This window comes from Pseudomonas sp. GW823-FHT06E10 (assembly GCF_058794995.1).
In genome coordinates, this window is the sequence record NZ_JBXAHJ010000006.1 from 307,419 (window position 1) to 332,428 (window position 25,010).

At 59.9% G+C, this 25,010-nt stretch carries 25 protein-coding genes and 1 tRNA gene; 15 read left to right on the top strand and 11 right to left on the bottom strand.

The features are described 5' to 3' along the window. Positions 1-56: 56 nt before the first annotated feature. Genes AC1Q6Y_RS12915 through AC1Q6Y_RS12935 form a run of 5 tightly spaced genes read right to left on the bottom strand, consistent with a single transcriptional unit; the run spans position 57 to position 5,429 of the window. The gene (locus AC1Q6Y_RS12915; protein WP_492624656.1) at positions 57-1,097 is read right to left on the bottom strand and encodes an AbrB family transcriptional regulator; all 1,041 of its coding nucleotides are present in this window, start codon (positions 1,095-1,097) and stop codon (positions 57-59) included. Continuing rightward, positions 1,090-2,604, bottom strand: a complete 1,515-nt coding sequence (locus AC1Q6Y_RS12920) for a tripartite tricarboxylate transporter permease (RefSeq protein ID WP_492624657.1) — start codon at positions 2,602-2,604, stop codon at positions 1,090-1,092. Before AC1Q6Y_RS12920 ends, AC1Q6Y_RS12915 begins: the two co-directional genes overlap by 8 nt. A gap of 1 nt (position 2,605) precedes the next feature. Further along, the gene (locus AC1Q6Y_RS12925; RefSeq protein ID WP_492624658.1) at positions 2,606-3,064 is read right to left on the bottom strand and encodes a tripartite tricarboxylate transporter TctB family protein; all 459 of its coding nucleotides are present in this window, start codon (positions 3,062-3,064) and stop codon (positions 2,606-2,608) included. 58 nt (positions 3,065-3,122) lie between these two features. Next, on the bottom strand, positions 3,123-4,100 hold the full coding sequence (locus AC1Q6Y_RS12930) for a Bug family tripartite tricarboxylate transporter substrate binding protein (RefSeq protein ID WP_090453661.1): 978 nt from the start codon (positions 4,098-4,100) through the stop codon (positions 3,123-3,125). 39 nt (positions 4,101-4,139) lie between these two features. Next, complete coding sequence (locus tag AC1Q6Y_RS12935; protein ID WP_492624659.1) at positions 4,140-5,429, bottom strand: OprD family porin; 1,290 nt, start codon at positions 5,427-5,429, stop codon at positions 4,140-4,142. A gap of 237 nt (positions 5,430-5,666) precedes the next feature. Between AC1Q6Y_RS12935 and AC1Q6Y_RS12940 the strand changes: the two genes are divergently transcribed. Beyond that, on the top strand, positions 5,667-6,338 hold the full coding sequence (locus AC1Q6Y_RS12940) for a response regulator (protein ID WP_007979804.1): 672 nt from the start codon (positions 5,667-5,669) through the stop codon (positions 6,336-6,338). Continuing rightward, positions 6,331-7,719: a sensor histidine kinase gene (locus tag AC1Q6Y_RS12945; RefSeq protein WP_057716029.1), complete on the top strand. Its 1,389-nt coding sequence runs from the start codon at positions 6,331-6,333 to the stop codon at positions 7,717-7,719. The genes AC1Q6Y_RS12940 and AC1Q6Y_RS12945 overlap by 8 nt, the downstream gene beginning before the upstream one ends. A gap of 43 nt (positions 7,720-7,762) precedes the next feature. Here the strand turns inward: AC1Q6Y_RS12945 and AC1Q6Y_RS12950 are convergent, their stop codons facing one another. Both AC1Q6Y_RS12950 and ygfZ read right to left on the bottom strand, forming a co-directional pair. Further along, complete coding sequence (locus AC1Q6Y_RS12950) at positions 7,763-8,584, bottom strand: HDOD domain-containing protein (protein ID WP_057716028.1); 822 nt, start codon at positions 8,582-8,584, stop codon at positions 7,763-7,765. Positions 8,585-8,618: 34 nt separating this feature from the next. Further along, the gene (gene ygfZ / locus AC1Q6Y_RS12955) at positions 8,619-9,560 is read right to left on the bottom strand and encodes a CAF17-like 4Fe-4S cluster assembly/insertion protein YgfZ (RefSeq protein WP_492624660.1); all 942 of its coding nucleotides are present in this window, start codon (positions 9,558-9,560) and stop codon (positions 8,619-8,621) included. Positions 9,561-9,709: 149 nt separating this feature from the next. On the opposite strand from ygfZ, the gene AC1Q6Y_RS12960 reads away from it, so the two are divergent. Both AC1Q6Y_RS12960 and AC1Q6Y_RS12965 read left to right on the top strand, forming a co-directional pair. After that, the gene (locus AC1Q6Y_RS12960; RefSeq protein ID WP_057716026.1) at positions 9,710-9,964 is read left to right on the top strand and encodes an FAD assembly factor SdhE; all 255 of its coding nucleotides are present in this window, start codon (positions 9,710-9,712) and stop codon (positions 9,962-9,964) included. Beyond that, positions 9,948-10,400, top strand: a complete 453-nt coding sequence (locus tag AC1Q6Y_RS12965; protein ID WP_492624661.1) for a protein YgfX — start codon at positions 9,948-9,950, stop codon at positions 10,398-10,400. The genes AC1Q6Y_RS12960 and AC1Q6Y_RS12965 overlap by 17 nt, the downstream gene beginning before the upstream one ends. Here AC1Q6Y_RS12965 and nadB read toward each other — a convergent pair. Continuing rightward, positions 10,369-11,985: an L-aspartate oxidase gene (nadB, locus tag AC1Q6Y_RS12970; RefSeq protein ID WP_090453671.1), complete on the bottom strand. Its 1,617-nt coding sequence runs from the start codon at positions 11,983-11,985 to the stop codon at positions 10,369-10,371. The two genes, AC1Q6Y_RS12965 and nadB, sit on opposite strands and share 32 nt — an antisense overlap. Before the next feature lie 552 nt (positions 11,986-12,537). Between nadB and rpoE the strand changes: the two genes are divergently transcribed. From rpoE to AC1Q6Y_RS12990, 4 genes are all read left to right on the top strand, one after another. Beyond that, the gene (gene rpoE / locus AC1Q6Y_RS12975) at positions 12,538-13,119 is read left to right on the top strand and encodes an RNA polymerase sigma factor RpoE/AlgU (RefSeq protein WP_003172477.1); all 582 of its coding nucleotides are present in this window, start codon (positions 12,538-12,540) and stop codon (positions 13,117-13,119) included. Positions 13,120-13,150: 31 nt separating this feature from the next. Next, the gene (locus tag AC1Q6Y_RS12980) at positions 13,151-13,738 is read left to right on the top strand and encodes a sigma-E factor negative regulatory protein (RefSeq protein ID WP_057716023.1); all 588 of its coding nucleotides are present in this window, start codon (positions 13,151-13,153) and stop codon (positions 13,736-13,738) included. An 8-nt stretch (positions 13,739-13,746) separates the two neighbouring features. Then, a complete protein-coding gene (locus tag AC1Q6Y_RS12985) occupies positions 13,747-14,706 on the top strand; it encodes a MucB/RseB C-terminal domain-containing protein (protein WP_489339938.1) in 960 nt (319 codons plus the stop codon). Positions 14,707-14,884: 178 nt separating this feature from the next. Beyond that, positions 14,885-16,309 (top strand): DegQ family serine endoprotease, encoded by a 1,425-nt coding sequence (locus AC1Q6Y_RS12990; RefSeq protein ID WP_090453675.1) that lies wholly within the window; start codon positions 14,885-14,887, stop codon positions 16,307-16,309. A gap of 76 nt (positions 16,310-16,385) precedes the next feature. On the opposite strand, the gene AC1Q6Y_RS12995 is transcribed toward AC1Q6Y_RS12990, so the two are convergent. Continuing rightward, positions 16,386-17,819 carry a M48 family metalloprotease gene (locus AC1Q6Y_RS12995; RefSeq protein WP_150814285.1) on the bottom strand — a complete coding sequence of 478 codons (1,434 nt, stop codon included), beginning with the start codon at positions 17,817-17,819 and terminating at the stop codon, positions 16,386-16,388. Between the two features lie 98 nt (positions 17,820-17,917). Here AC1Q6Y_RS12995 and AC1Q6Y_RS13000 point away from each other — a divergent pair, with 98 nt between their 5' ends. After that, positions 17,918-18,157 (top strand): sulfurtransferase TusA family protein, encoded by a 240-nt coding sequence (locus AC1Q6Y_RS13000; RefSeq protein WP_007979782.1) that lies wholly within the window; start codon positions 17,918-17,920, stop codon positions 18,155-18,157. Positions 18,158-18,188: 31 nt separating this feature from the next. Continuing rightward, on the top strand, positions 18,189-19,259 hold the full coding sequence (locus AC1Q6Y_RS13005; RefSeq protein WP_057716019.1) for an AI-2E family transporter: 1,071 nt from the start codon (positions 18,189-18,191) through the stop codon (positions 19,257-19,259). A gap of 143 nt (positions 19,260-19,402) precedes the next feature. On the opposite strand, the gene AC1Q6Y_RS13010 is transcribed toward AC1Q6Y_RS13005, so the two are convergent. Together AC1Q6Y_RS13010 and AC1Q6Y_RS13015 are read right to left on the bottom strand one after the other, a co-directional pair. Beyond that, on the bottom strand, positions 19,403-19,876 hold the full coding sequence (locus tag AC1Q6Y_RS13010; protein WP_154909696.1) for a peroxiredoxin: 474 nt from the start codon (positions 19,874-19,876) through the stop codon (positions 19,403-19,405). A 10-nt stretch (positions 19,877-19,886) separates the two neighbouring features. Continuing rightward, positions 19,887-20,447 (bottom strand): glycine cleavage system transcriptional repressor, encoded by a 561-nt coding sequence (locus AC1Q6Y_RS13015; RefSeq protein ID WP_007979776.1) that lies wholly within the window; start codon positions 20,445-20,447, stop codon positions 19,887-19,889. Between the two features lie 328 nt (positions 20,448-20,775). Between AC1Q6Y_RS13015 and dapA the strand changes: the two genes are divergently transcribed. The 5 genes from dapA to AC1Q6Y_RS13040 all read left to right on the top strand — a co-directional run bounded on the left by dapA (position 20,776) and on the right by AC1Q6Y_RS13040 (position 24,465). Beyond that, positions 20,776-21,654, top strand: coding sequence for a 4-hydroxy-tetrahydrodipicolinate synthase (gene dapA, locus AC1Q6Y_RS13020; RefSeq protein WP_090453679.1), 879 nt, complete (start codon positions 20,776-20,778; stop codon positions 21,652-21,654). Positions 21,655-21,671: 17 nt separating this feature from the next. After that, positions 21,672-22,787 carry an NlpB/DapX family lipoprotein gene (gene bamC, locus AC1Q6Y_RS13025; RefSeq protein WP_057716016.1) on the top strand — a complete coding sequence of 372 codons (1,116 nt, stop codon included), beginning with the start codon at positions 21,672-21,674 and terminating at the stop codon, positions 22,785-22,787. 4 nt (positions 22,788-22,791) lie between these two features. Continuing rightward, positions 22,792-23,550: an MBL fold metallo-hydrolase gene (locus AC1Q6Y_RS13030; protein ID WP_057716015.1), complete on the top strand. Its 759-nt coding sequence runs from the start codon at positions 22,792-22,794 to the stop codon at positions 23,548-23,550. Between the two features lie 28 nt (positions 23,551-23,578). Beyond that, the gene (purC, locus tag AC1Q6Y_RS13035) at positions 23,579-24,292 is read left to right on the top strand and encodes a phosphoribosylaminoimidazolesuccinocarboxamide synthase (RefSeq protein WP_007944067.1); all 714 of its coding nucleotides are present in this window, start codon (positions 23,579-23,581) and stop codon (positions 24,290-24,292) included. 83 nt (positions 24,293-24,375) lie between these two features. Then, positions 24,376-24,465 (top strand) — tRNA-Ser (locus AC1Q6Y_RS13040). Positions 24,466-25,010: the final 545 nt, after the last annotated feature.

Consider the following 25,010-nt stretch of genomic DNA (forward strand, 5'->3'; position numbering starts at 1 on the left):
GGATCACGCGAACCCTGTGGGAGCGAGCTTGCTCGCGATGAAGGCAACTCGGTCTATCAGACTGAATCCGGACCCCGGTTCCAGTACTTGAACAACGGCTCCGCCAGAAACAACACAAACAACAGCCGCATCACCTGCATCGCCGTCACCAGCGGCACCGACAGTTGCAGGGTTTCCGCTGTCAGGCTCATCTCGGCAATCCCGCCGGGCATCATGCCCAAGGTCAGTGAACGCAGATCCAGATGGGTCAGCGCACTCAAACCCAATGCCGCCGCCGTGGCGATCAGCATGGTCAACACCGTGCCGATCAGGGTGCGCCCCATGAACGACGGCGCACGCCGGAAAAACTGCCGGTTGAAGTGACAGCCCAGACCGCTGCCGATCAACCATTGGCCAATCTGGCTACCGCCGTCGGGCAAGCCGATGTGCAGGTCCCCGCCGATGCTGACGGCCGCACTGACCAGCAACGGCCCGAACAGCCAGGGGTTGGGTTGACGCAGGCGCTCCCAGATCCAGGCCGCCAACGCGCCAGCGGGAAACAACACCGCCAGCCAGCGCCAATCGATGCTGCCAGCGTGGAAAGTCGGCGCACCGTCGCCCAACAAATACTTGAAGGCTGCCGGTACGCACAGCACCACGACCAACACCCGCAAACTCTGCCCCGCCGCCACACGGCTGAGTACCGCACCATTGCGGGCGCCGAGGTTGACCATCTCCCCGGAACCGCCGGGCATGCTGGAAAAGAACGCCGTGGCGCGATCTTCTCCGGTACGGCGCATCAGCCACACGCCGACCACGGCGGACAGGCTGGTGACCAACGCACCAAAGAAAATCAAACCGAAATGACTCAGCACCTGCTCCATCACCACCGGGGTGAAGTGCAGGCCAATGCCGATACCGACGATCCACTGGCCGCACTTGCGTCCGCCAGGGATTTCGGCCAATTGCCAGGGTGTCAGGCAGCGCACGAGGATGATCGCCAGCAACGAGCCGACCATCCACGGCAAAGGCCAGCCGACCTGGCTGGCGAGATAACCGCCCAGCAGGCCGACCAGCGGGGTTCCCCACCAGAGTTTGAAGGGGGACCGATCAGACATCGGCGACAACGCGTTGCGCCACTGAGCGTTTACGCCAGATCCGCACAATCGGCACCAGCAGCATGACCACGATCAACCCCCAGACACCGACGGTGATGCCGCTCGACCAGAGGATGTCCAGCGAACCGTTGGAGATCGACAGCGCCCGACGCAGGTTCTGCTCCATCAAGCCGCCAAGAATGAAACCCAGTAGCACCGGCGACAGCGGGAAGTCGAGCTTGCGCAGGATGTAGCCGAAGATGCCGATACCGATCATCAGGAACAGGTCGAAGGTGGTGGCATGCACCGCGTACACGCCGATAGCGGTGATGATCGCAATCATCGGCACCAGCGCCCAGTTCGGCACGGCGAGGATTTTGGTGAAGATGCGGATCATCGGGATATTGAGGATCACCAGCATGATGTTGGCGATAAACAATGACGCAATCAGGCCCCAGACGATGTCCGGTTGCTGTTGGAACAGCAGGGGGCCGGGTGTGATGTTGTACAGCGACAGCGCACCGATCATCACCGCCGTGGTACCCGAGCCGGGAACGCCGAGGGTCAGCATCGGCACCAGCGCGCCGCAGGCTTCGGCACCGATGGCGGTTTCCGGGGCAGCGAGGCCGCGTTTGTCGCCCTGGCCGAATTTGCCGCTTGGGCCGGCAATGCGTTTCTCGGTCATGTAGGCCACCGCACTGGCCAGCGTCGCTCCGGCACCCGGCAGTACGCCCATGATGAAGCCGAGCACGCCACAACGCATGTTCACCCAGAACACCGAAGCGGCTTCCTTGAAGTTGAACAGCATGCGCCCGGTCGCCTGGAAGGCTTCCTGGCCACGGTGGGTTTTTTCCAGCAGCAACAGGATTTCACTGATGGAGAACAGGCCCAGCACCAGCACTACGAATTGAATGCCGTCGGTGAGGTGGATGTTATCGCCGGTGAAGCGGTACACACCGCTGTTGGCATCAATGCCGACCGTCGACAGAAACAGCCCGATCAGCGCGGCGATGAAGGTCTTGAGCGGGCGGTCGCCGGCCATGCCGCCGAGACAGACAATCGCAAACACCATCAGCACGAAGTATTCCGCCGGGCCGAAGGCAATCGCCCATTTCGCCAGTATCGGCGCGAACACCACCATCCCGCAGGTGGCAATGAAAGCGCCGATGAACGAACTCCAGGCCGACAGCGACAGGGCAACACCGGCCAGGCCTTGACGGGCCATCGGGTAGCCGTCGAGGGTCGTCATCACGGTGGAGGCTTCGCCGGGAATGTTCAGCAGGATCGAACTGATCCGGCCGCCGTATTCGCAACCCAGATACACCGCCGCCAGCAGGATCAATGCCGACTCCGGCGGCAGGCCCAGTGCGAACGCAATCGGGATCAGCAATGCCACGCCGTTGATCGGCCCCAGCCCCGGCAGCAGGCCGACGACGGTGCCGATCAGCGTGCCGCTGAGGGCGGTCAAGAGGTTGTAAGGGGTTAGTGCGACGCCGAAGCCGTGACTCAAATAACCAAGCGTATCCATATCAGTTCTCCAGAACGTCGAGCAGGCCCAGAGGCAGTGGCACGTCCATGACTTTGTCGAACAGCAGGTACAGACCGACGCTCATCAGGCTGATGATTATCGCGCCCGGCAGCCAGCGTCCGCCGTACAGGCGAGCCATCGGTATGCCAACCAGCATGCTGCTGAGAATGAAGCCCAGCGGTTCGAACAGCCCGGCGAAGACCAGCAGCAACAGTACGCAAACACCAATTTTGGTCAGGGTTTCGCGATCCAGCGGTGGCTCTTCATCGGTGTGCTTGATCGGCGAAGGGCTATACACCATGTACACCAGCGCCAGGCCCATCAGTCCCAGCATCAGCAGGGGGAAGGCTCGCGGGCCGATCGGTTCGTAGGAAAAAGGTGCCTGGTAGGGCCAGGCCATCGCCACCAGGCTGAGGCAGGCCAGCAACAGCACCGAAGCAAAAATGCGTTGTAAGAGCATGGGGAACTCCTGTGCCGCGACTCCGCCAAACGGAGCCGCGGCCGCTAGACAGAGGCGATCACTGGATCAGGCCGAACTCTTTGGCCAGCACTTTGTAGTCCGCAACCTGCTTCTTCACGTAGGTGTCCAGTTCCGGGCCGGTCATGGCGAACGGGAACAGTTCACGCTGGTCGCGCAGCTTGGCGAACTCGGGGGAGGCCAGCAGCTTGTCGAAGGAATCCTTCCACCAGGCATAGTCTTCATCGCTGACTTTTGGCCCGAGGTAGAAGCCGCGAACCACCGGCCAGACGATGTCGTAGCCTTGCTCGCGGGCTGTCGGAATGTCCTTCATTTCCGGCTCGTCCAGGCGCTTGTCGGAGAACACCGCCAGCAGGCGCATGTCGCCACTCTGGATGTGCGGCATGGAGTCGGAGATGTCGGTGCTGCCGACCTGGATGTGGCCGCCGAGCAGGGCGGTAGCAATCTCGCCGCCACCTTCGAGGGCAACGTAACGCAGGTCACGGGGGTTGATCCCGGCGGCCTTGGCGATCAGCGCGGTTTGCATCCAGTCCTGGCTGCCGACGGTGCCGCCGGAGCCGATCACCACTTTGCTCGGATCTTTCTTCAGTGCCTGGACCAGATCGTCGAGGGTCTTGTAGGGCGAATCGCTTTTCACCGCGATGGCGCCATAGCTGGTGCCAACGGCGGCCAGCCAGCGCACGTGGCTTTCATCGAAACGACCGAACTTGCCCTGGGCCAGGTTCAGCAGCGAACCACTGGACCAGGCTACCAGGGTGCCGGCATCGGCCGGACGTTGGGCGACCACTGCGTTGTAGGCCACTGCGCCAACGCCGCCGGGCATGTAGGTCACGCGCATCGGTTTGGTCAGCAGTTTTTCGTTGATCAGCGCGCTTTGCGCCAGTTTGCAGGTCAGGTCGAAACCACCGCCGGGCGAGGCCGGGGCGATGCATTCCGGGCGTTTGGGTTCGGCAAGCGCATGGCCGGTAAACAGCAGTACGCTGGCCGCGAGGGCAATTTTACGCATTGACAGGTTCATTCAAGTCTCCTTGGGAGTTGTTGTTATGGACGCACTGAATTACCAAAGGGCAACGCTATAGCTCACCAGCAGACGCACTTCATCGGCATCGCGAGCAGAGTAGTTGGAGCGGTAGGTGGCATTGCGCAGGCGCACGGCGACATCCTTGAGCGCGCCGCTTTGTACAACATATTTAATCTCGGAGTTGCGTTCCCACTCTTTGCCTTCGTCACCGTTCTTGAGCTTGATGTTGTCACCGCTCACGTAACGGCTCATGAAGGTCAGACCGGGGACGCCGAGGGTGACGAAGTCGAAGTCATAACGCGCTTGCCAGGAGCGTTCTTCGGCGCCGGCAAAGTCGTTGATCTGCACGAAGTTCACCAGGTACGGGTCGGCGCCATCCACATACGGGAATGCGCTGTCGCCGGACATGTGCTGGTAGCCCGCGCTGAATTTGTGGCCGCTCAAGGCGTAACTCACCAGGCCGTTGAGGGACTTGTTGTCGATCTTGCCGCCACGGGCCTCGCCCTGGTCATCGCTGATGGCAAACCGCAGGTCGGTGCCAAAAGTGCCGGGGCCAAATGGCTGCGAAGCGATCAAACCGAGGAAATGCTGGTTGTAGACTTCATCGAGTTGCGCGAAGTGGTAGCTGCCGGTGATCTTGTCGGTGAGCTTGTAGTCCAGGCCGCCAAAATCAAAGTGCTTGCCGGCCACGGTGCCAGCGAAACGGCCGTTCTTGTTGTTGAGGGCAATGTCCTCGAAGTCGGTGCTGTCACGGTCCTTGGCTTTATCCAGACGCCCGCCGGTGAAGGTCAGGTTCTTGATCTCTTTGGAGGTCAGCATGCCGCCCTCGAAGGTCTGCGGCAGGATGCGCCCGTCATTGGGCTTGAGGATCGGCAGTTCCGGGATCAGGGTGCCGATTTTCAGCTCGCTGGCGGAGATTTTCATTTTGCCGGTCAGGCCGAGCTTGGAGTATTCGTCGACGGCGCGCCCATCGTCGGTCGGCAGCAGGCCGGTACCGGTACGGTCCGGGCTCGAATCGAGCTTGACCCCCATCATGCCCAGCGCATCGACACCGAACCCCACGGTGCCGTCGGTGTAGCCTGATTTCAGATTGAGCATGAACCCCTGGGCCCACTCGTCACGCTTGGACTGTTGGGCGCTGGTGCCGTCGCGAAAGTCGCGATTGAAGTACATGTTGCGGGTTTCGAAAGTGGCCGAGCTGTCTTCGAAGAATGCGGCCTGGCTCAACGGCGAAAAGCCGGCAAGGGCGGCAGCGCTGGCAAGCGCAGTGTGGCTGAAACGGGAGAGGCGGGCAGGCGCGATAGCCTGGGTCTGCAAGGACTGCATGGATGACTTACTCCGTTTATTGTTCTTATTTGTCGAAAACGCTTCGAGGCGTTTTTCGTATCGCTGTGTGGCTGCAGCGACGGCAGTCGAAACTGTCCGTGGCTGGACTGTAACGGGCTAACCTTTCGCTAACCTTTCAGCTGACTTTCACGGTTTTCGGGCTTCACAGCGGCGGTTGCGGCTGTAAACTTCGCGCCAGAGAATGGCGTCGACCATCCCGGAATGAGGTAAAGATCCATGCGTGTTCTGCTCGTCGAAGACCATTTGCAGCTCGCCGAAAGTGTCGCCCAGGCGCTCAAGAGCACCGGGCTGACCGTGGACGTCCTGCACGATGGCGTGGCGGCCGACCTGGCGCTGGGCAGCGAGGAATACGCCATGGCGATCCTCGATGTCGGCTTGCCGCGCATGGATGGTTTCGAAGTGCTGGCGCGTTTGCGGGCGCGGGGCAAGAACCTGCCGGTGTTGATGCTGACCGCCCGCAGCGACGTCAAGGATAGGGTCCACGGCCTGAACCTCGGCGCCGACGACTACCTGGCCAAGCCGTTCGAACTGACCGAACTCGAAGCCCGGGTCAAAGCCTTGTTGCGCCGCAGCGTGCTGGGCGGTGAGCGCATTCAGCGTTGCGGTGTGCTGGCCTATGACCTGGAAACCCGGCGTTTCACCCTCGGGGAAGAATTGCTGACCCTGACCTCCCGCGAACAGGCCGTGCTCGAAGCCCTGATCGCGCGCCCCGGTCGGGTGATGAGCAAGGAGCAGCTGGCGTCGCAAGTGTTCGGCCTCGACGAAGAAGCCAGCCCCGATGCCATCGAAATCTACGTGCACCGCCTGCGCAAGAAACTCGACGGTCAGCCGGTCGCCATCGTGACCTTCCGCGGCCTCGGTTACTTGCTGGAAAGCCGCGATGCATAAGCCCAGCAGCCTGCGCTGGAGGTTGCTGTGGAACCTGGCGCTGCTGCTGGTGGTGTTGATGCTGGCCAGTGGTTTGAGCGCCTACTGGAACGGACGCGAAGCTGCCGATACGGCCTATGACCGGACCCTGCTGGCGTCGGCGCGAACCATCGCTGCCGGCGTCTCCCAGCGCGACGGCACCCTGAGTGCCGACGTGCCCTACGTGGCCCTCGATACCTTTGCCTACGACAGTGCCGGGCGAATTTTCTACCTGGTCAACGACATCAATCAGAAGCTGATTTCCGGTTACGAAAACCTGCCCGCGCCACCGCCGGGAACGCCGCGCACCGATGACTATCCGGCGCTTGCACGTTTCTACAACGCCCAGTACCGCGGGCAGAACGTGCGCGTGGTGAGCCTGCTCAAGCCCGTGAGCGAGCCGAACATGAATGGCATGGCGGAAATTCGCGTGGCGGAAACCGATGAAGCGCGCGTCAGCATGGCCCGCAGTCTGGCGGCGGATACTTTGCTGCGCCTGGGCATGCTGGCAATCGGTGCGTTGATGCTGGTGTGGTTCGCGGTGAGTGCTGCGTTGCGCCCGCTGGAGCGCTTGCGCACGGCGGTGGAAGAGCGCCAGCCGGACGATCTGCGCCCCTTGCCTTTGGTGGAAGTGCAGCGCGAATTGTGGCCGCTGGTGCGCGCACTCAATCACTTTACCGAGCGCTTGCGTGGCCAGTTCGAGAAGCAGGCACAATTCATCGCCGACGCCGCCCACGAACTGCGCACGCCGCTGGCGGCACTCAAGGCGCGCCTGGAGCTGGGCCAGCGCTCGGCTGAGCCCGATGTCTGGCGCAGCACCCTGGAGAATGCCGCCCAGAGCACTGATCGATTGACTCATCTGGCCAATCAGTTGCTTTCCCTGGCGCGGGTCGAAAATGGTGCCCGGGCGATTGCCGAGGGCGGCGCGCAGTTACTCGACCTGAGTCAGTTGGCACGGGAACTGGGCATGGCCATGGCGCCGTTGGCCCACAAGCGTGGTATCGCGCTGGCGCTGGAGGCGGATGAACCGGTCTGGCTGCGGGGCGAGCCGACGTTATTGAACGAACTGCTGAGCAATCTGGTGGATAACGCACTTGCCCACACGCCGCCGGGTGGCAACGTGATTCTGCGGGTCTCGGCGCCTGCCGTGCTGGAAGTCGAAGATGATGGCCCCGGCATACCTCTTGAAGAACGCGATCGGGTATTCGAGCGCTTTTATCGGCGCAATCAGCAAGTGGCCGGTTCCGGATTGGGGTTGGCGATTGTCGGTGAGATCTGCCGCGCGCATCTGGCCCAGATCAGCCTGCACGATGGCGAGCGGGCGGGGTTGAAGGTGCGGGTGAGTTTTATCTCCGGGGAGTAACACAACATCTGTGGCGAGGGGGCAAGCCCCCTCGCCACAAGGATCAGTAAAACATCGTGCGCGTTTCTTCCAGGTCGGCGCACATCGCCTTGTCGTCAAAATCGATTCCAAGTGCTTTGTAGGCCGGTACGTTCAACGCATCGGTACTGGCGAGCGGGTGATCGGTGTCCTGCAGGCAATACAGGCTGGCCACCTGCACCAGATCCACATAGTCGACCTGCGCAGACTGGCGCTTGAAGTTCAGGTATAGCCGCGGCACTTGCACCAGCATGTCGGGAAATTCCCAGACCCTGAGCAGTTTTTCGCCGATTAGCGGATGAATCCGGTCGATCACATGGTTGAGGCTGACCGGGTCGGACAGCAGCTCGTAGTGATCTTCGGCGTAGGTCAGGATCGGCAGCACGCCGATCTGGTGCACCAGACCGCCAAGGGCCGCCTGATCGGGCTTTAGTCGGGTGCAACTGCGGCACAAGGCGTAGCTGACGCCGGCGATTTCCAGGCTTTTACGCCAGACATCGCGCATTTTCTGTTCCACCACGTCGGAGCGGGCATGGAAAATCTGCTCCATGACCAGGCCGATCGCCAGGTTACAGCTGTAGTTGATGCCCAGGCGGGTGATCGCGGTATGCAGATCGGTCACTTCCTGGGTCGCGCGCAACAGTGGGCTGTTGACCACTTTGATCAGGCGTGCCGACAGCGCGGTATCACGGCCGATCACTTTGCTCAGGGTACTGACGCTGACTTCCGGGTTTTCCGCGGCCTTGCGAATCTGCAGGGCCACTTCCGGTAACGTTGGCAGAACCAGGTCATCGTTATTGATGGCCTCAACCAAATCCTGTTGGACCTTTTCCGCCAGCTTGCTCATTTAGTCTCTCTAGGTGTCGCGCCAAGTGCTGCCGTTATTGCTGGATTTCGCGGTCGCGGTCCAGTTCATAAGGCAGGTCGAGCAGCTGCAAGGACGGCCCTTCGAGCGCGCCCAGGTGGATTTCTCCACTTTCTGCTGCTTCGGCTTGCAACACAGCCAGGAGTTCAATGTTCTGTCCGGCGCGGGCCGCCAGCACCACTTCGCCGATGGCGCTGCCGTGGGTCGGGGAAAACAGCGGGGTACCCGGTTCAGGCAGTTCGCCGGCAGCCAGTTGCAGGCGATACAGGCGGCGCTTGAGTTTGCCCAGGTACTGCATCCGCGCGACGATTTCCTGCCCGGTGTAGCAACCTTTCTTGAAACTCACGCCACCGACCGCTTGCAGGTTGAGCATCTGGGGGATGAACAGCTCGCGGGTACCGGGCATGACCTGGCCGATCCCGGCGCGGACCTGGCCCAGCAGCCATTGATTCAGATCGCCTTCGCTCAGCACAGCCGAAAGCTTGCCTTTGACCGCATCGGCTTGACCGGCGGCAACCCACAGTTCGGCACGTTCAGGCGAGACGCGTATGGCAATCAGTCCATCGTTGCGCACGACGCTGTCGGTTTCTGCCGGCAGGTCCAGGCCGAGGCTGACCAGCGCGGCGTCGCCATGGTCGATGCCGAAGCGGACCCAGGCGGCACTTTCGTCGGTCAGTTTCGACTTGGAAAATACTGCGTATTTTTTCAGGTCCGCCAGTTGCGGTTCGAGCAATTCGGTGGCCATGGCCAGGACCACGCCGTCACCTTCGAGCAGGATGCGGAAACTCGATTGCATCCGGCCTTTTTGCGTGCAGCGGGCACCGAGGCTGGCCCGGGAATCGCTCAGGTAGTTGAGGTTGCAGGTCAGTTGGCCTTGCAGGAATTTGCTGGCGTCCGCGCCGCGGACCGCGAGAACACCTTCATGAGAAAGGGTGCAGAAAAAAGCAGAATCGGCCATGGGTCATCGCAGGGTAAAAAGTCTGATGGACATCATAAGGGGCCGCCTTCGAAATGGGTAGTTAACAAAGGCTCGACGGTGGCCGACCAAAGCCGACTGTTCGACGGGGCGCGGGCCTGTATACTTGCGGCCTATTTGAGGAGCGCTCCATGGTCGAAGATGTTGAACTGAACCGCCTCTACTGGCACAGCCGCCGCGGCATGCTTGAGCTTGATGTGTTGCTGGTGCCGTTTGTGAAAGAGGTTTATCGGCACCTCAACGAGGTTGATCGCGCCTGCTATGTCAGGTTGCTCGAATGCGAAGATCAGGACATGTTCGGCTGGTTCATGGAACGCAGCGAATCGGAAGATCCTGAGCTGCAACGCATGGTTCGCATGATCCTGGATCGTGTCCAGCCCAAGTAATGGGTTCGAATGCCGCTGGCATGCCTCACGGCAGTTGCTGGCGGCCTATCTTCTGGCCCAGCTGTTCGCGTTGGGTTCGTTGTTTTTACTGTCGATTCCGGTCTGGGCCAGCTTGCTCGGCGTCGTGCTGTGCGTGGCTCATGGAGCCTGGCTGTTGCCCCGGCAGATCCTGCTGACGCACCCGCAGGCATTTTGCGGCTTGCGGCACGATGCCGATGGCTGGCAGTTGTGGAGTCGTGCCAAGGGCTGGCAGCCCGTGCAACTAAGGCCGGACAGCCTGGCGCTGCCGTTGGTGGTGGTACTGCGTTTTCGATTACGGGGCGAGCGCCGGGTCAGGGCCATTTGCGTACCCTGGGATACGCAGGCGGCGGATGTGCACCGACGCCTGCGGGTGCGGCTCAAATTCAGCCGACGTAGGTGGGCGGTACCAGAATAGTGTCCAGCGCGACCGGCAACATGTCCGGGTAGTCGAGGGTGTAATGCAGGCCACGGCTTTCCTTGCGTTCCATGGCTGACAGAATCATCAGCTCGGCAACCTGGGCCAGGTTGCGCAGCTCGATCAAGTCCCGGCTGACCTTGTAGTTGCTGTAGAACTCGTCGATTTCATCCAGCAACAGCTGCACGCGATGTTGCGCCCGTTGCAGGCGCTTGTTGGTGCGCACGATGCCAACGTAGTCCCACATGAATCGCCGCAGCTCATCCCAGTTGTGCGCAATGATCACGTCTTCATCGGAATCGGTGACCTGGCTCGCATCCCAGGCGGGAAGGGGCGTTGGCATCGGAACCCGGGGCAACTGTTCGAGAATGTCCGCGGCCGCCGAGCGGGCATAGACGAAACATTCCAGCAGCGAGTTGCTGGCCATGCGGTTGGCGCCGTGCAGGCCGGTGAAACTGGTTTCGCCGATGGCATACAGCCCCGGCACATCGGTGCGACCCTGTTGATCGACCATCACGCCGCCGCAGGTGTAGTGCGCCGCCGGGACCACCGGGATCGGTTGTTTGGTGATGTCGATGGAAAATTCCAGGCAGCGTTCGTACACCGTCGGGAAGTGCGTCTTGATGAAGGCTTCGGGTTTGTGGCTGATGTCCAGATAGACGCAGTCGACGCCCAGGCGCTTCATTTCATGGTCGATGGCCCGGGCGACGATGTCTCGTGGGGCCAATTCGGCCCGTGGATCGAAGCGCTGCATGAAGCGCTCGCCGTTGGGCAGCTTCAGATGGGCACCTTCGCCTCGCAGGGCTTCGGTGACCAGGAAGCTCTTGGCTTGCGGGTGATACAGGCAAGTAGGGTGGAACTGGTTGAATTCCAGGTTCGCCACCCGGCAGCCCGAGCGCCAGGCCATGGCGATGCCATCGCCGCAGGCGCCGTCAGGGTTACTGGTGTAGAGGTAAACCTTGGCCGCACCACCGGAGGCGAGGATCACAAAGCGGGCGCCGTAGGTGTCGACTTCGCCGGTGCCGCGATTGAGCACATAGGCGCCGAGGCAGCGATCACCTTCGAGTCCCAGGCGTTTCTCGGTAATAAGGTCAACCGCAACCCGCTGCTCCAGCAGTTCGATGTTCGGTCGTTTCCGGGCCTGGTCGAGCAGGGTGGTGAAAATGGCAGCGCCGGTGGCATCGGCGGCGTGGATGATGCGCCGATGGCTGTGACCGCCCTCGCGGGTGAGGTGGAACTCGAACCCGCCGTCTTCGTTACTCGATTGTTCATCGCGGGTAAAGGGCACGCCTTGGTCGATCAGCCATTGAATCGCTTCCCGGCTGTGCTCGACGGTAAAGCGCACGGCGTCCTCATGGCACAGGCCGCCGCCGGCATTAAGCGTGTCATCGACATGGGACTCAACGGTATCGGTGTCATCGAGAACGGCCGCAACGCCGCCCTGGGCCCAGAAAGTCGAGCCATTGGCAAGGTTGCCCTTGCTCAGAACGGCAATGCGCAAATGACCGGGCAAGGTCAGCGCAAGGCTCAAGCCGGCAGCACCGCTGCCAATTACCAGAACATCGTGTTGAAACTGTTGGCTCATTTCAGGATTCCGCTCAAAGCGACCCGGGTCGGGGGTGGCGCAGCTGGACTTTCGAGTCAATGCAGCCGCACTGCCCACTAGTATATAGAGGGGGGGAGCGGCACAATACCCGAGCTAGCATGGCATTGTGAAACTACCGTGACGCAAAACATCGGTCGCTTCGTCGGATGTTTTTCTGCCCGTTGGGCGCGAGAATGACTGTATCGCCGATTTAACAGTCTTTTTCCCTTCACGGTTGCACAATGTCGGGTTGGTACGGCTATAAATAATTGGAACTTTTGCCAAAGGGCCAAGATCAATAGACGGTTGCCTGAAACAAGGGACAGTGTCGGCTTCAGTGCCGGATTGCAGTTCGATCCTTGCTGAAGAATCCGATGACAAGATTATCCGCGCAGCCGGGTCAACTCGTGCTGCGCTTTTCGTGCGTGCCAAATCAGAGCCCGCAGGAAACTTGCCTGGAGGGGGAGAACTTTTGCGAAAAGCCCGAGTCTATGTTTGCAAGTCTGGTGGTTTACTTCTGCAAGCCTCCTCCGAGCTCATCGAGGAGTGTTCATGCTAACCCAGGAAGAGGATCAGCAACTGGTCGAACGCGTTCAGCGCGGCGACAAGCGTGCTTTCGATCTGCTAGTGCTGAAATACCAGCACAAAATTCTCGGGTTGATCGTGCGTTTCGTGCACGACACCCATGAAGCCCAGGATGTGGCACAAGAAGCCTTTATCAAGGCATACCGTGCACTTGGAAATTTTCGCGGAGACAGCGCGTTTTATACGTGGCTTTACCGCATCGCCATCAACACGGCGAAAAACTATCTGGTTTCACGCGGCCGTCGGCCGCCGGATAGCGATGTCAGTTCCGAGGATGCAGAGTTCTACGATGGCGATCATGGCCTCAAGGATCTCGAGTCGCCAGAACGGGCTTTGCTGCGGGATGAGATCGAAGGCACCGTCCATCGAACCATTCAGCAACTGCCGGAAGATTTGCGTACGGCTTTAACTTTACGTGAGTTTGATGGTCTGAGTTACGAGGACATTGCGAGTGTCATGCAATGTCCGGTAGGCACCGTGCGCTCCCGGATTTTCCGCGCCCGGGAGGCCATCGACAAAGCCCTGCAGCCGTTGTTGCAGGAAAACTAAAGACAGCGGCGACAGCCAAGAGAGGAACGCCATGAGTCGTGAAGCCCTGCAGGAATCGCTGTCCGCAGTGATGGATAACGAAGCGGACGAATTGGAATTGCGTCGGGTATTGAATGCCTGTGACGATGTTGAAACCCGTGAAACCTGGGCTCGTTATCAGATCGCTCGGGCAGTGATGCACAAGGATCTGCTGCTTCCACGCCTGGACATCGCCGCGGCTGTTTCTGCTGCCCTGGCTGACGAAGCCGTACCGGCAAAAGCTTCCCGTGGTCCATGGCGCAGCCTGGGTCGTCTGGCGGTCGCTGCCTCGGTGACCCTGGCGGTGCTGGCCGGTGTGCGTCTGTACAACCAGGATGAGATCGCCGGTGTCGAACTGGCCCAGCAATCCGCTCAACCCGGACTGGCTGCTCCACAAGTAAAAGGCCCAGCCGTTTTGGCAGGCTACAATGAGAGTTCGGATGCTACTGGCCCAATGGCCAACGGCGTACTGCAAGGTCAGCCAGGCTGGCACGATCAGCGTCTGCCAGGTTACTTGCGCCAACACGCACAACAGGCTGCATTGAAAGGCACTGAGAGCGCTCTGCCTTACGCTCGTGCCGCAAGTCTGGAAAACCGTTAAGGAGGATCATGCGCGCCATACCTCTACTTTCGCTTCTGCTCAGCGGCTGGTTCATCGTTCCAGCCCAAGCCGGTGAAGCCCAGGACTGGTTGACCCGCCTGGGCCAGGCAGAGCAACAGCAAAGCTTTCAGGGTACTTTCGTCTACGAGCGTAACGGTAGTTTTTCTACCCATAACATCTGGCACCGCGTCCAGGATGGGAAGGTCCGCGAGCGTTTGATCCAGCTCGACGGTTCCGCTCAGGAAGTCGTTCGCATTGATGGGCAAACCCAATGCGTCAGCGGCACACTGATAGCAGGGCTTGGGGACTCCCCGAACTCCGCCGCCCGTGCACTCGATCCTCAAAAGCTCAAGAATTGGTATGACCTGGCCGTCATCGGCAAGTCGCGTGTCGCCGGGCGTTCGGCGGTGATCGTATCGCTGACACCCCGTGATCAGCACCGCTATGGTTTTGAACTGCATCTGGACAAGGAAACCGGCCTGCCTCTGAAGTCCTTGCTACTGGACGACAAGGGGCGGTTGTTGGAGCGCTTCCAGTTCACGCAAATGGATACCGCTGACGTCCCTTCCGAAAAAGACCTGCAGGCCAGTAATGATTGCAAGCCGGTCAATCTCGAAAGTGACAAGGCCTCTGCCGTCAAGGCTGCCCAGGTCTGGCGTTCCGACTGGTTGCCGCCCGGCTTCGAGCTGACCAGCAGCACCGCTCGCAAGGATCCGCAGACCAAGACCCAGGTCAATAGCCTGATGTATGACGATGGCCTGACGCGTTTTTCGGTATTCCTCGAGCCGTTGAATGGCGCAACAGTCACCGACACCCGTACTCAGTTGGGGCCGACCGTTGCGGTTTCCCGGCGCCTGGCCACGGCACAGGGCGACATGATGGTGACTGTCGTTGGCGAGATACCGGTCGGTACTGCTGAACGGATAGCGCTTTCAATGCGCACCGACGCCGCTGCAACCAAGCAGTGAGCTGAATTTGAAATGTTTCGTGAGCATTTCAGTTTGCAAAAATCCCGTAAATTTTTTATAGGTCAGAGCCCCTCGGCTCTGGCCTTGTTTGTTGTTCCCGGAACAAAAATACCGGCGTATTGTTCCCGGTGTTCCTTGCTCCATATCGCTTAACCATGCTCGTCGTAACGGGAGCCGTATGTCGATACCACGCTTGAAGTCCTACCTTTCCATTATTGCCACCGTGCTGGTGCTCGGTCAGGCGGTCACCGCCCAAGCGGTCGAATTGCCTGATTTTACGCAACTGGTCGAACAGGCCTCGCCTGCGGTCGTAAACATCAGTACCACGCAAAAGCTGCCGGATCGCAAAGTCAACCAGCAAATGCCCGACCTCGAAGGCTTGCCACCGATGCTGCGCGAATTCTTCGAACGGGGCATGCCGCCACAATCGCGCTCACCTCGTGACCGTCAGCGCGAGGCAACCTCCCTGGGTTCGGGTTTCATCATCTCTTCCGATGGCTATATCCTGACCAATAATCACGTGATCGCCGATGCTGACGAAATCCTCGTCCGCCTGGCCGATCGCAGCGAAATGAAAGCCAAGCTGATCGGTACCGATCCACGTTCCGACGTGGCGCTGCTGAAAATCGAAGGCAAGGATCTGCCAGTGCTCAAGCTCGGTAAATCCCAGGACCTGAAGGCTGGCCAATGGGTTGTCGCGATCGGTTCGCCATTCGGCTTTGACCACACGGTGACCCAAGGTATCGTCAGTGCCGTCGGTCGCAGCCTGCCGAACGAAAACTATGTGCCGTTCATCCAGACCGACGTGCCGATCAACCCGGGTAACTCCGGTGGTCCGCTGTTCAACCTCAACGGTGAGGTGGTCGGGATCAACTCGCAGATCTATACCCGCTCCGGTGGCTTCATGGGCGTGTCGTTTGCAATCCCGATCGACGTGGCCATGGATGTTTCCAATCAGCTGAAATCCGGTGGCAAGGTCAGCCGTGGCTGGCTGGGCGTCGTGATTCAGGAAGTGAGCAAGGACCTGGCCGAGTCGTTCGGCCTGGAGAAACCGGCCGGTGCGCTGGTCGCCCAGATCCAGGACGATGGTCCGGCTGCCAAGGGCGGCCTGCAAGTTGGCGACGTGATCCTGAGCATGAACGGTCAGCCAATCGTCATGTCGGCCGATCTGCCGCATCTGGTTGGCGCGTTGAAGGCTGGCAACAAGGCCGATCTGGAAGTGATTCGTGACGGCAAGCGCAAGAATGTCGAATTGACGGTCGGCGCGATTCCGGAAGAAGGCAAGGAGCTGGATGCGCTGCCAAAATCCAGCATTGAGCGCAGCAGTAATCGCCTGGGTGTTTCCGTGGTCGAGCTGACTGACGAGCAGAAGAAAACCTACGACCTCAAGGGTGGTGTGCTGATCAAGGAAGTGCAGGACGGCCCTGCTGCCATGATCGGCTTGCAGCCGGGTGATGTGATCACCCATCTGAACAACCAGGCCATCGGTTCCACCAAGGAGTTCGCGGACATCGCCAAGGCGCTGCCAAAGAACCGTTCGGTGTCGATGCGGGTACTGCGTCAGGGGCGTGCGAGCTTCATCACCTTCAAACTGGCTGAATAACCCGGTTGTTGGTTGCATAAAAAACCGCCTCGTAAGAGGCGGTTTTTTTGTGTCCGGACCTTTTGTCGCCGGGGCGTCAGCCCATCATGTCCTTGATCATGCGCTCTTGTTCCATCAGCTCGCGTTGCCGCGCGTCGATCCGCGAAGACAGCGGGAAGTTGCTGCCAGCCCTGCGTTTGGCGAAGTCCAGTTGCTGAATGGCCTGTTTGTAGTCACCGACCAGCGCAAAGTATTCGGCGCGAGCCTGATGCAGGCCGATGATATTGCCCGACAGGCCGCGCGTCTCGGCAACCTGATACCACACGTCCGGGTCATCCGGGCGGGACTTGAGCAGGCTTTCGAGGGCTTTCTCCGCATCCGCAGTACGGTTTTGTTTGAGCAGCAGGTCGACGCGAATCTGGTTCAGCGGGTAGTTGCCAGAGTACTGGCCCATCAACCGGTCAACCCGGGACTGGGCATCCGCCAGGCGATTATTGGTGATATCCAGATCGACCTGAGCCAGGTTGTAGATGATTTCGTTGGGTGACTTGGCCAGCAACTGCTTGAGGTTTTCCCGTGCTTCGTTCAGATGGCCGCCCTTGATCTGGGCGATCGCCAGGCCGTAGCGTGCCACGTCGTTTTTCGGGTTCTCGTCGAGCTGGGCGCGGAAGCGCTTGGCGCCAAGCCCCGGGGTTTCTTCATAGATCAGCTGTACGCGTGCGCGGATCAGTTGGTAGCGCATGCTGTCTTCGATACCGCCCTTTGGAAACTGTTCGGCGCGGTTGCGGGTGTCGGCGATACGCGATTCGGTGACCGGGTGGGTCAGCAGAAATTCCGGTGGCTTGGCATCGTAGCGGTACTGACGCCCCAGCCGTTCGAACATGGTTGGCATCGAGCGGGGATCGTAACCGGCCTTTTCCAGATTGAGGATGCCGATACGGTCGGCTTCCTGCTCGTTCTGGCGGGAGAATCGCCGCTGTTCCTGAATGGCTGCGGCCTGTGTGCCGGCAATGGCCGCGATCCCGGCGTCACCGCCACCGGCGGCTGCCAGCACGATACCCGCCAGCAATGCAGCCATCATGGGTACTTGCATGCGTTGCTGCGCTTCGACGCCCCGGGCAAAGTGGCGCTGCGACAAGTGAGCCAATTCGTGCGCCAGTACCGAAGCGTATTCGCCCTCGGTCTGGGCGTTGAGGAACAAACCACCGTTCACCCCGACGATCCCGCCCGGCGCTGCAAAGGCGTTGAGCTGCGGGCTGTTGATCAGGATGAATTCCAGGCGTCGGTCAGTGACCTGGCTGGTCTCGACCAGTCGGTAAACGCTGGATTCCACGTAATTCTTGAGCTGAGGATCGTTGAGCTGCGAAACCTGACTGCGCAACATTGCCAGCCAGGCGCGACCGAGCTGGTATTCCTGTTGCGGTGAGACAATGGCAGAACTGGCGTCGCCGAGTGACGGCAGGTCGTCGGCAAAGCCCGGTGAGGCGAGCAGGCAAGCGAGCGTCAGCAGGGTGGGGCGCAAAAAAGTCATGCACAAAGCCTTAGTCGACAAAGACCTTACTGTAGCCGGACACCGGCGTTGCGACCAGATATTCTAGGCAACACAACCACCTGACCCGGAGTGATGCAATGACCGACGCTGTAGAGCATGACGTTGAACTGGATGCCAGCGGCCTGAATTGCCCGTTGCCGTTGCTCAAGGCCAAGATGGAGCTCAACCGGCTGGCCAGTGGCGCGGTGCTCAAGGTCATCGCCACCGATGCGGGTTCGCAACGCGACTTTCGCACCTTTGCCCGATTGGCCGGTCATACCCTGCTTCGTGAAGAAGATGAGGCGGGTGTTTACCGCTACTGGTTGAAAAAAGCCTGAAATCGGCTGCGTTTACTCCTAAGGATTATTGATGTTCAAAGTGTTGCGCGACTGGATTCAGCGCTATTTCTCCGATGAAGAAGCGGTGGTGCTGGCTGTCCTGCTGTTTCTGGCGTTCACCGCCGTGCTGACCCTGGGCGGTATGCTGGCGCCAGTGCTCGCCGGGATGGTGCTGGCGTACCTGATGCAGGGGCTGGTGGTGACCCTCGAGCGCCTGCGGGTGCCGGGCGGGGTCGCGGTGGGGCTGGTCTTTGCGTTGTTCATGGGGCTGTTGCTGGTGTTTATCGTGGTGGTCGTGCCATTGCTCTGGCATCAACTGATCACCCTGTTCAACGAGTTGCCCGGCATGCTCGCCAAGTGGCAGTCGCTGTTGCTGCTGCTGCCCGAACGCTATCCGCATCTGGTGTCCGATGAGCAAGTACTGCAGGCCATCGAAGCGGCACGGGGCGAAATCGGCAAGTTTGGTCAGTGGGCACTGACGTTCTCGCTGTCGAGCCTGCCATTGCTGGTGAACATCATGATCTACCTGGTGCTGGTGCCGATCCTGGTGTTTTTCTTCCTCAAGGATCGGGCCATGATCGGCCAGTGGGTGCGCGGTTACCTGCCCCGTGAGCGGGCCTTGATCACCCGGGTCGCCCATGAAATGAACCGGCAGATCGCCAATTACATTCGCGGCAAGGTCATCGAAATCTTCATTTGCGGTGGCGTGACCTACATCGCCTTTGTTGTCCTTGAACTCAATTACGCGGCGCTGCTGGCACTGCTGGTGGGGATTTCGGTGGTGGTGCCTTATGTCGGCGCCGTGGTGGTGACCGTACCCGTGTTTCTGATTGCGCTGTTCCAGTGGGGCTGGAGCGATCAGTTCATATACTTGATGGCGGTCTACGGGATCATTCAGACGCTGGATGGCAACGTGCTGGTGCCATTGTTGTTCTCGGAGGCGGTCAACCTGCACCCGGTGGCAATCATCTGCGCAGTGCTGTTGTTTGGCGGGTTGTGGGGGTTCTGGGGGGTGTTCTTCGCGATTCCCCTGGCGACGCTGTTCAAGGCCGTGCTGGATGCCTGGCCGCGCAAGGAGCCGGAGGTGGCGCCGCTGCTTTAATTCACGAAGTGGATTTATGAGCTGAAGCGACGAGCCTCATCGCGAGCAAGCTCGCTCCCACATTGAACCGTGGATGCCCGGGCAACTCGGTCAACTGTGGGAGCGAGCTTGCTCGCGATGGCGTCCGAAAGAACGCCCGGAAATCAGGCCTTATTCAGAGCCTGGGCCGCGGCCAATACCGCATCAACATGCCCCGGCACCTTCACGCCGCGCCATTCCTGGCGCAGCATGCCGTTGGCGTCGATCAGGAACGTGCTGCGATCCACGCCCATGTATTCCTTGCCGTAGAGCTTTTTCAGCTTGATCACGTCGAACAGTTGGCAGATGGCTTCGTCCTTGTCGCTGATCAGCTCAAAGGGGAATTCCTGTTTGCACTTGAAGTTCTCGTGGGATTTGAGGCTGTCGCGAGACACGCCGAACACTTCGGTATTGGCGGCCTTGAACGCAGCGTATTGATCACGAAAGCCCTGCCCCTCGGTCGTGCAGCCCGGGGTGCTGTCCTTGGGGTAGAAATAGATCACTACCTGCTTGCCTTTCAGGCCGGCGAGGCTGACGGTTTGCCCGCTGGTGGCGGGGGCTTGGAAATCGGCAACCGGTTGGTCGATGGCAACGGCCATGAAAGCTTCCTTACATTGGGTTCTGTGGGCGCCAGGGTTCGATCAGGGCATCGAGGTTCAGCGCGTCGGCAAAATCCAGGAACTGATCGCGCAGCCAGCTGATTTGCACGCCGGCCGGCAAGGTCACGGTAAACGTGGCGTTGAGCATGGTGCCGCCGGTCTGCGGAGCCTGATAAGTGTCGCAGGTCAGGTTTTCCAGCTCGACATTGTGGTCCATGAAGAACTGGCACAGCTCGTTGATGATGTCCGAGCGGTAGGCCGAGCTGACATAAGCGACGTACGGCAGGGCCTGAGGGCGGTTTTCCAGGGCCGCGCTGCGCACCACGTTGACCGTGAACGCATGCCGCTTGGCCAATACCGGCAGGCTGCCTTCCAGGCGTGCCAGGGCATCCCAGCTACCGGAGATTTCCAGCACCAGGGCACTGCATTCGCCATGGCGGGTCAGGCGAGAGGTGACAACGGCGCAGCGGTTTTCATGGCTGGCGCGGCACAGGACGTTGGTCAGCTCCATGGGGTTGGCGCCGAGGGCACTGATAACAAGGAATTGTTCGCGAACTGTGGGGGTGGACATGCAGCATTCCTAAAGCGATGAGCGGTCGGTACGTCCAGAGGGCGTTTTGCCGGGAGCGAGCCTGCGGATGCGAATTCAGTAAACCCCAAGCGGCAGGTCGCGACGTGCTCCGGCAGGGCGGGAGCGAGAGGCGGCAACGCTGGATCAGGGCTTGTGATGCCGTAAATGGAGGCTGAAACCCGACGCGCGAGCTTGTCTGTACCGATCAAAGTCTGAAGGGTAGCGAAAACCGGCGCCAAGGGGAATGGCGGCAGCACAGTACTTCGCTTGTGCAAGCATCTTGGCGCCAGTACCATTACGGCTCTCTTTTTCCGGCAGGAGCGGTTTCATGATTGCGGGCAGTATGGTGGCACTGGTCACACCCATGGATGCACAGGGGCGTCTTGACTGGGACAGCCTCAGCAAACTCGTGGACTTCCACCTTGAAAACGGCACCCATGCCATTGTCGCCGTCGGCACCACCGGCGAGTCGGCAACGCTTGATGTAGACGAACACATTGCCGTCATCAAGGCCGTGGTCAAGCAGGTCAACGGTCGCATTCCGGTCATTGCCGGTACCGGCGCCAACTCGACCCGCGAAGCCGTCGAATTGACCCGTAATGCCAAGGAAGCCGGCGCCGATGCCTGCCTGCTGGTAGTGCCGTACTACAATAAGCCGACCCAGGAAGGCCTGTACCTGCACTTCAAGCACATCGCCGAATCGGTCGACATCCCGCAGATTCTCTATAACGTTCCCGGCCGCACCTCCTGCGACATGCAGGCCGAAACCGTGATCCGCCTGTCCACCGTGCCGAACATCATCGGTATCAAGGAAGCGACCGGCGACCTCAAGCGCGCCAAGGCCATCCTCGACGGCGTAAGCAAGGACTTCATCGTCCTTTCCGGCGATGATCCGACCGCGGTCGAGCTGATCCTGATGGGCGGCAAGGGCAACATTTCCGTTACCGCCAACGTCGCGCCGCGTGAAATGGCCGATCTGTGCGAGGCCGCCCTCAAGGGGGATGCCGAGACTGCACGGGCAATCAACGAAAAACTGATGCCGCTGCACAAGGACCTGTTCATCGAAGCCAACCCGATTCCGGTGAAGTGGGCTTTGGTTGAAATGGGCCTGATGCACGAAGGCATTCGCCTGCCGTTGACCTGGCTGAGCGCACCTTGTCACGAAACGCTGCGTACGGCCCTGCGCCAGTGCGGCGTCCTGGTTTAATTGAGGAAGTACAACGCATGAAGCGAATGGCCGGACTTTCCGCACTTGCCTTGATTATCTCCAGCACCAGTGGCTGTGGATGGATCTGGGGCCCGGAAGGTTATTTCCGTGACCGTGGTAGCGATTACCTGGAAGCGCAACAGACTGCACCGATGCAAATGCCACCGGATGTCCGTACCGCCAAGCGTCTGGATCCGCTGTTGCCGATCCCGCGCAACGTGGCCGATGACACCGCCAAGGGCGAATACATCGTTCCTCGGCCGCAGCCGCTGACCGCGGGTGCTGACGCCGGTGCCTACTCCCTGCAGAAGAGCGGCGGCTCCAGCTCCATCCTGGCGCAGAATCCGCCGGCTGAAGTCTGGCCCGTGGCCGTTCAGTTCTTCCAGGACAACGGTTTCCGTCTGGATGAACAGCGTCCGCAAACCGGTGAATTCACCACGACCTGGCAGCATTCCGATGAACTGTCTGCGGCCATGGCCAAGCGCCTGAGCGCGGCCGGCGTCAGCACGGACAGCGAAACCCGCGTGCGGGTGCGCATCGAGCCGGGCGTGCAGCGCAATACCAGTGAAGTCTATGTGGTCAGCGCCGAGCGTCCCGCCGGCAGCACCGCCGACGTGGCCTTCACCAACCGTTCGGTCAACACTGGCCTGGACGCGGCACTGGTCGACGACATGCTCGCGAGCATGAGCCGTATCTCCGAGAAGGGCGGTTCGGTTTCCATGCTGGCTTCGCGTGATTTCGACGCACCAAGTCGTGTCAGCCTGAGTGAAGACGGCAGCGGTAACCCTGTGCTGAACGTCGGTACCGACCTGGATCGTGCCTGGTCGAGCGTCGGTCGTGCGCTGGAACAAGGCGAATGGCGTGTTGAAGACATCAACCGCAGCCTGGGCCTGTACTACATCAACCTGGCCGAAAAAGCCGAGAGCAAAGACGACAAGCCAGGCTTCTTCAGCAGCCTGTTCGGCAGCGCGCCGAGCAAGGAAGAGCTTGAGGCCCGCGCCGAACGTTATCAGGTTCGCCTGAGCAAGGTTGGCGAGAACGTCCAGGTCACCGTAGAGAAAAACATCAACACCGTGGCGCCGGCCGATGTGGCGCGTAAAGTGTTGAGCAAGATTCAGGACAACCTGGGCTGATCCTATGCGTTTTGCCGTTCTCGGCAGCGGTAGTCAAGGGAACGGCACGCTGATAGCCAGCGCTGATACGTACGTATTGGTGGATTGTGGTTTTTCCCTGCGGGAAACCGAAAAACGCCTGCTGCGCCTGGGTGTGAACCCTGCGCAGCTGAGCGCGATACTCGTGACCCACGAACATGCCGACCACGTGCATGGCGTGGGTTTGCTGTCTCGGCGCTACAATCTGCCTGTCTACCTCAGTCGCGGGACCTTGCGCGGGATGCGCAAACCTATTGAGCCCGCAGGCTTTCTGGCCGGCGGCGATCAACTGCAAATCGGCGACTTGAGCATCGGTGTCATTGCCGTGGCCCACGATGCACAAGAACCGACGCAATATGTTTTCAGTGACGGTTTGCGGCGCTTCGGCCTGTTGACCGACCTGGGCTCGTATTGTGACAAGGTGCTGGACGGCTATCGGGACCTCGATGCGTTGATGATCGAGTCCAATCACTGTCGTGACATGCTGGCTCGCGGTCATTACCCGTACTTTCTCAAGCAGCGGGTAGGCGGTGAACTGGGGCATTTGAACAACCACCAGGCGGCATTCCTGGTGGCCGAGTTGGGCTGGAAAGACCTGCAACACCTGGTCCTGGCCCATCTGAGCAGCAAGAACAACCTGCCGCGGCTGGCCCGGCAATGTTTTGTCGACACCCTTGGGTGCGACCCGGACTGGCTGCAACTGGCCGATCAAGATTCAGGGCTCGACTGGCGACATATCGCCTAGCCCATCTACTTAGCAAGCGGAGCCCATCATGGAAAAACGTGAAGAACTCTACCGCGGCAAAGCCAAGTCGGTTTACAAGACCGACGACGCTAACCGCTTGATCCTGCTGTTTCGTAACGACACCTCGGCGTTCGACGGCAAGCGCATCGAGCAGCTCGACCGCAAAGGCATGGTGAACAACAAGTTCAACGCCTTCATCATGCAGAAGCTCGAAGCGGCCGGCGTGCCGACCCAATTCGACAAATTGCTGGGCGACAACGAATGCCTGGTGAAGAAACTCGACATGATCCCGGTCGAATGCGTCGTGCGTAACTACGCCGCCGGCAGCCTGGTCAAGCGTCTGGGTGTCGAAGAGGGCATGAAGCTCAACCCTTACACCTTCGAACTGTTCCTGAAGGACGACGCCAAGGGCGACCCGTTCATCAACGAATCCCACGTCGTGGCCTTTGGTTGGGGCACCGCCGAGCAACTGGTGCGCATGAAAGAGCTGTCGCTCAAGGTCAACGAAGTCCTGAGCAAACTGTTCGACGACGCCGGCCTGCTGCTGGTCGACTTCAAACTGGAGTTCGGCGTGTTCCACGATGGCTCCATCGTGCTGGGCGACGAATTCAGCCCGGACGGCTGCCGTCTGTGGGACAAGGCCACCGGCAAGAAAATGGACAAGGACCGCTTCCGTCAGGGCCTCGGTGACGTCATCGAAGCCTATGAAGAGGTCGCCAATCGTCTGGGCGTACCGCTTTAACCGACGCAAGCATCTGATAGCACAGAAATATTTCGCTTAGGGGGTTCGCTTCCTGCGAAAGTGTTGTTATGATGCGCGCCGTTGGAGAGATGCCAGAGTGGCCGAATGGGACGGATTCGAAATCCGTTGTACCTTCACCGGTACCTAGGGTTCGAATCCCTATCTCTCCGCCATTATTGAACAAGATGAAGCCCCTGAAGTGGTTAAACATTTCAGGGGCTTTTTCGTTTCTGTCGTATTGGTCGGGGAGGGTATTTCGTGTCCCGGCATTTTTGACGTGATGCCCGTCATGCTCTTGGGATCCCCTGGGTATCCATTTGCCGTAGGGCTTTCTCACCATTGTTGTATCTATATGTCCAGGTGATGTGGTTTGGGTTCGTTGCTGTCCCAGTGCTTTATATAGATGCTGGAGGTTCTCATGGTGGCGGCCCGGGTGCTCTGGTAAGGAAGAAGAATTTTCAGGTGGGGGGTTGACCACGTATTTTAATACTGTATTATTCGCCTCCCGCTAACGAGCAGTTTGATGTGGCTCTTGGTTTAAGTAGTTGATTTTGTTGAAAAATCATAAACTTTTAAGGTTGCAAATTGAAAAGATGCGCTGTAAGATGCGCACCTCGGTTGAGACGAAAGATCTTAACCAGCCGCTCTTTAACAACTGAATCAAGCAATTCGTGTGGGTGCTTGTGGAGTCAGACTGCTAGTCAACAGATTATCAGCA

Bases quoted from the DNA above. Each gene is read 5' to 3' on its own strand.
- nadB (WP_090453671.1), bottom strand. From the start codon at position 11,985: ATGAGCCAACAGTTTCAACACGATGTTCTGGTAATTGGCAGCGGTGCT.
- dapA (WP_090453679.1), top strand. From the start codon at position 20,776: ATGATTGCGGGCAGTATGGTGGCACTGGTCACACCCATGGATGCACAG.
- AC1Q6Y_RS12990 (WP_090453675.1), top strand. From the start codon at position 14,885: ATGTCGATACCACGCTTGAAGTCCTACCTTTCCATTATTGCCACCGTG.
- AC1Q6Y_RS12915 (WP_492624656.1), bottom strand. From the start codon at position 1,097: ATGTCTGATCGGTCCCCCTTCAAACTCTGGTGGGGAACCCCGCTGGTC.
- AC1Q6Y_RS13015 (WP_007979776.1), bottom strand. From the start codon at position 20,447: ATGTCCACCCCCACAGTTCGCGAACAATTCCTTGTTATCAGTGCCCTC.
- AC1Q6Y_RS13005 (WP_057716019.1), top strand. From the start codon at position 18,189: ATGTTCAAAGTGTTGCGCGACTGGATTCAGCGCTATTTCTCCGATGAA.
- purC (WP_007944067.1), top strand. From the start codon at position 23,579: ATGGAAAAACGTGAAGAACTCTACCGCGGCAAAGCCAAGTCGGTTTAC.
- AC1Q6Y_RS13000 (WP_007979782.1), top strand. From the start codon at position 17,918: ATGACCGACGCTGTAGAGCATGACGTTGAACTGGATGCCAGCGGCCTG.
- AC1Q6Y_RS12950 (WP_057716028.1), bottom strand. From the start codon at position 8,584: ATGAGCAAGCTGGCGGAAAAGGTCCAACAGGATTTGGTTGAGGCCATC.
- AC1Q6Y_RS12960 (WP_057716026.1), top strand. From the start codon at position 9,710: ATGGTCGAAGATGTTGAACTGAACCGCCTCTACTGGCACAGCCGCCGC.
- AC1Q6Y_RS12995 (WP_150814285.1), bottom strand. From the start codon at position 17,819: ATGACTTTTTTGCGCCCCACCCTGCTGACGCTCGCTTGCCTGCTCGCC.
- AC1Q6Y_RS12945 (WP_057716029.1), top strand. From the start codon at position 6,331: ATGCATAAGCCCAGCAGCCTGCGCTGGAGGTTGCTGTGGAACCTGGCG.
- AC1Q6Y_RS12940 (WP_007979804.1), top strand. From the start codon at position 5,667: ATGCGTGTTCTGCTCGTCGAAGACCATTTGCAGCTCGCCGAAAGTGTC.
- ygfZ (WP_492624660.1), bottom strand. From the start codon at position 9,560: ATGGCCGATTCTGCTTTTTTCTGCACCCTTTCTCATGAAGGTGTTCTC.
- AC1Q6Y_RS13030 (WP_057716015.1), top strand. From the start codon at position 22,792: ATGCGTTTTGCCGTTCTCGGCAGCGGTAGTCAAGGGAACGGCACGCTG.
- AC1Q6Y_RS12980 (WP_057716023.1), top strand. From the start codon at position 13,151: ATGAGTCGTGAAGCCCTGCAGGAATCGCTGTCCGCAGTGATGGATAAC.
- AC1Q6Y_RS12930 (WP_090453661.1), bottom strand. From the start codon at position 4,100: ATGAACCTGTCAATGCGTAAAATTGCCCTCGCGGCCAGCGTACTGCTG.
- bamC (WP_057716016.1), top strand. From the start codon at position 21,672: ATGAAGCGAATGGCCGGACTTTCCGCACTTGCCTTGATTATCTCCAGC.
- AC1Q6Y_RS12935 (WP_492624659.1), bottom strand. From the start codon at position 5,429: ATGCAGTCCTTGCAGACCCAGGCTATCGCGCCTGCCCGCCTCTCCCGT.
- AC1Q6Y_RS13010 (WP_154909696.1), bottom strand. From the start codon at position 19,876: ATGGCCGTTGCCATCGACCAACCGGTTGCCGATTTCCAAGCCCCCGCC.
- AC1Q6Y_RS12925 (WP_492624658.1), bottom strand. From the start codon at position 3,064: ATGCTCTTACAACGCATTTTTGCTTCGGTGCTGTTGCTGGCCTGCCTC.
- AC1Q6Y_RS12985 (WP_489339938.1), top strand. From the start codon at position 13,747: ATGCGCGCCATACCTCTACTTTCGCTTCTGCTCAGCGGCTGGTTCATC.
- AC1Q6Y_RS12920 (WP_492624657.1), bottom strand. From the start codon at position 2,604: ATGGATACGCTTGGTTATTTGAGTCACGGCTTCGGCGTCGCACTAACC.
- rpoE (WP_003172477.1), top strand. From the start codon at position 12,538: ATGCTAACCCAGGAAGAGGATCAGCAACTGGTCGAACGCGTTCAGCGC.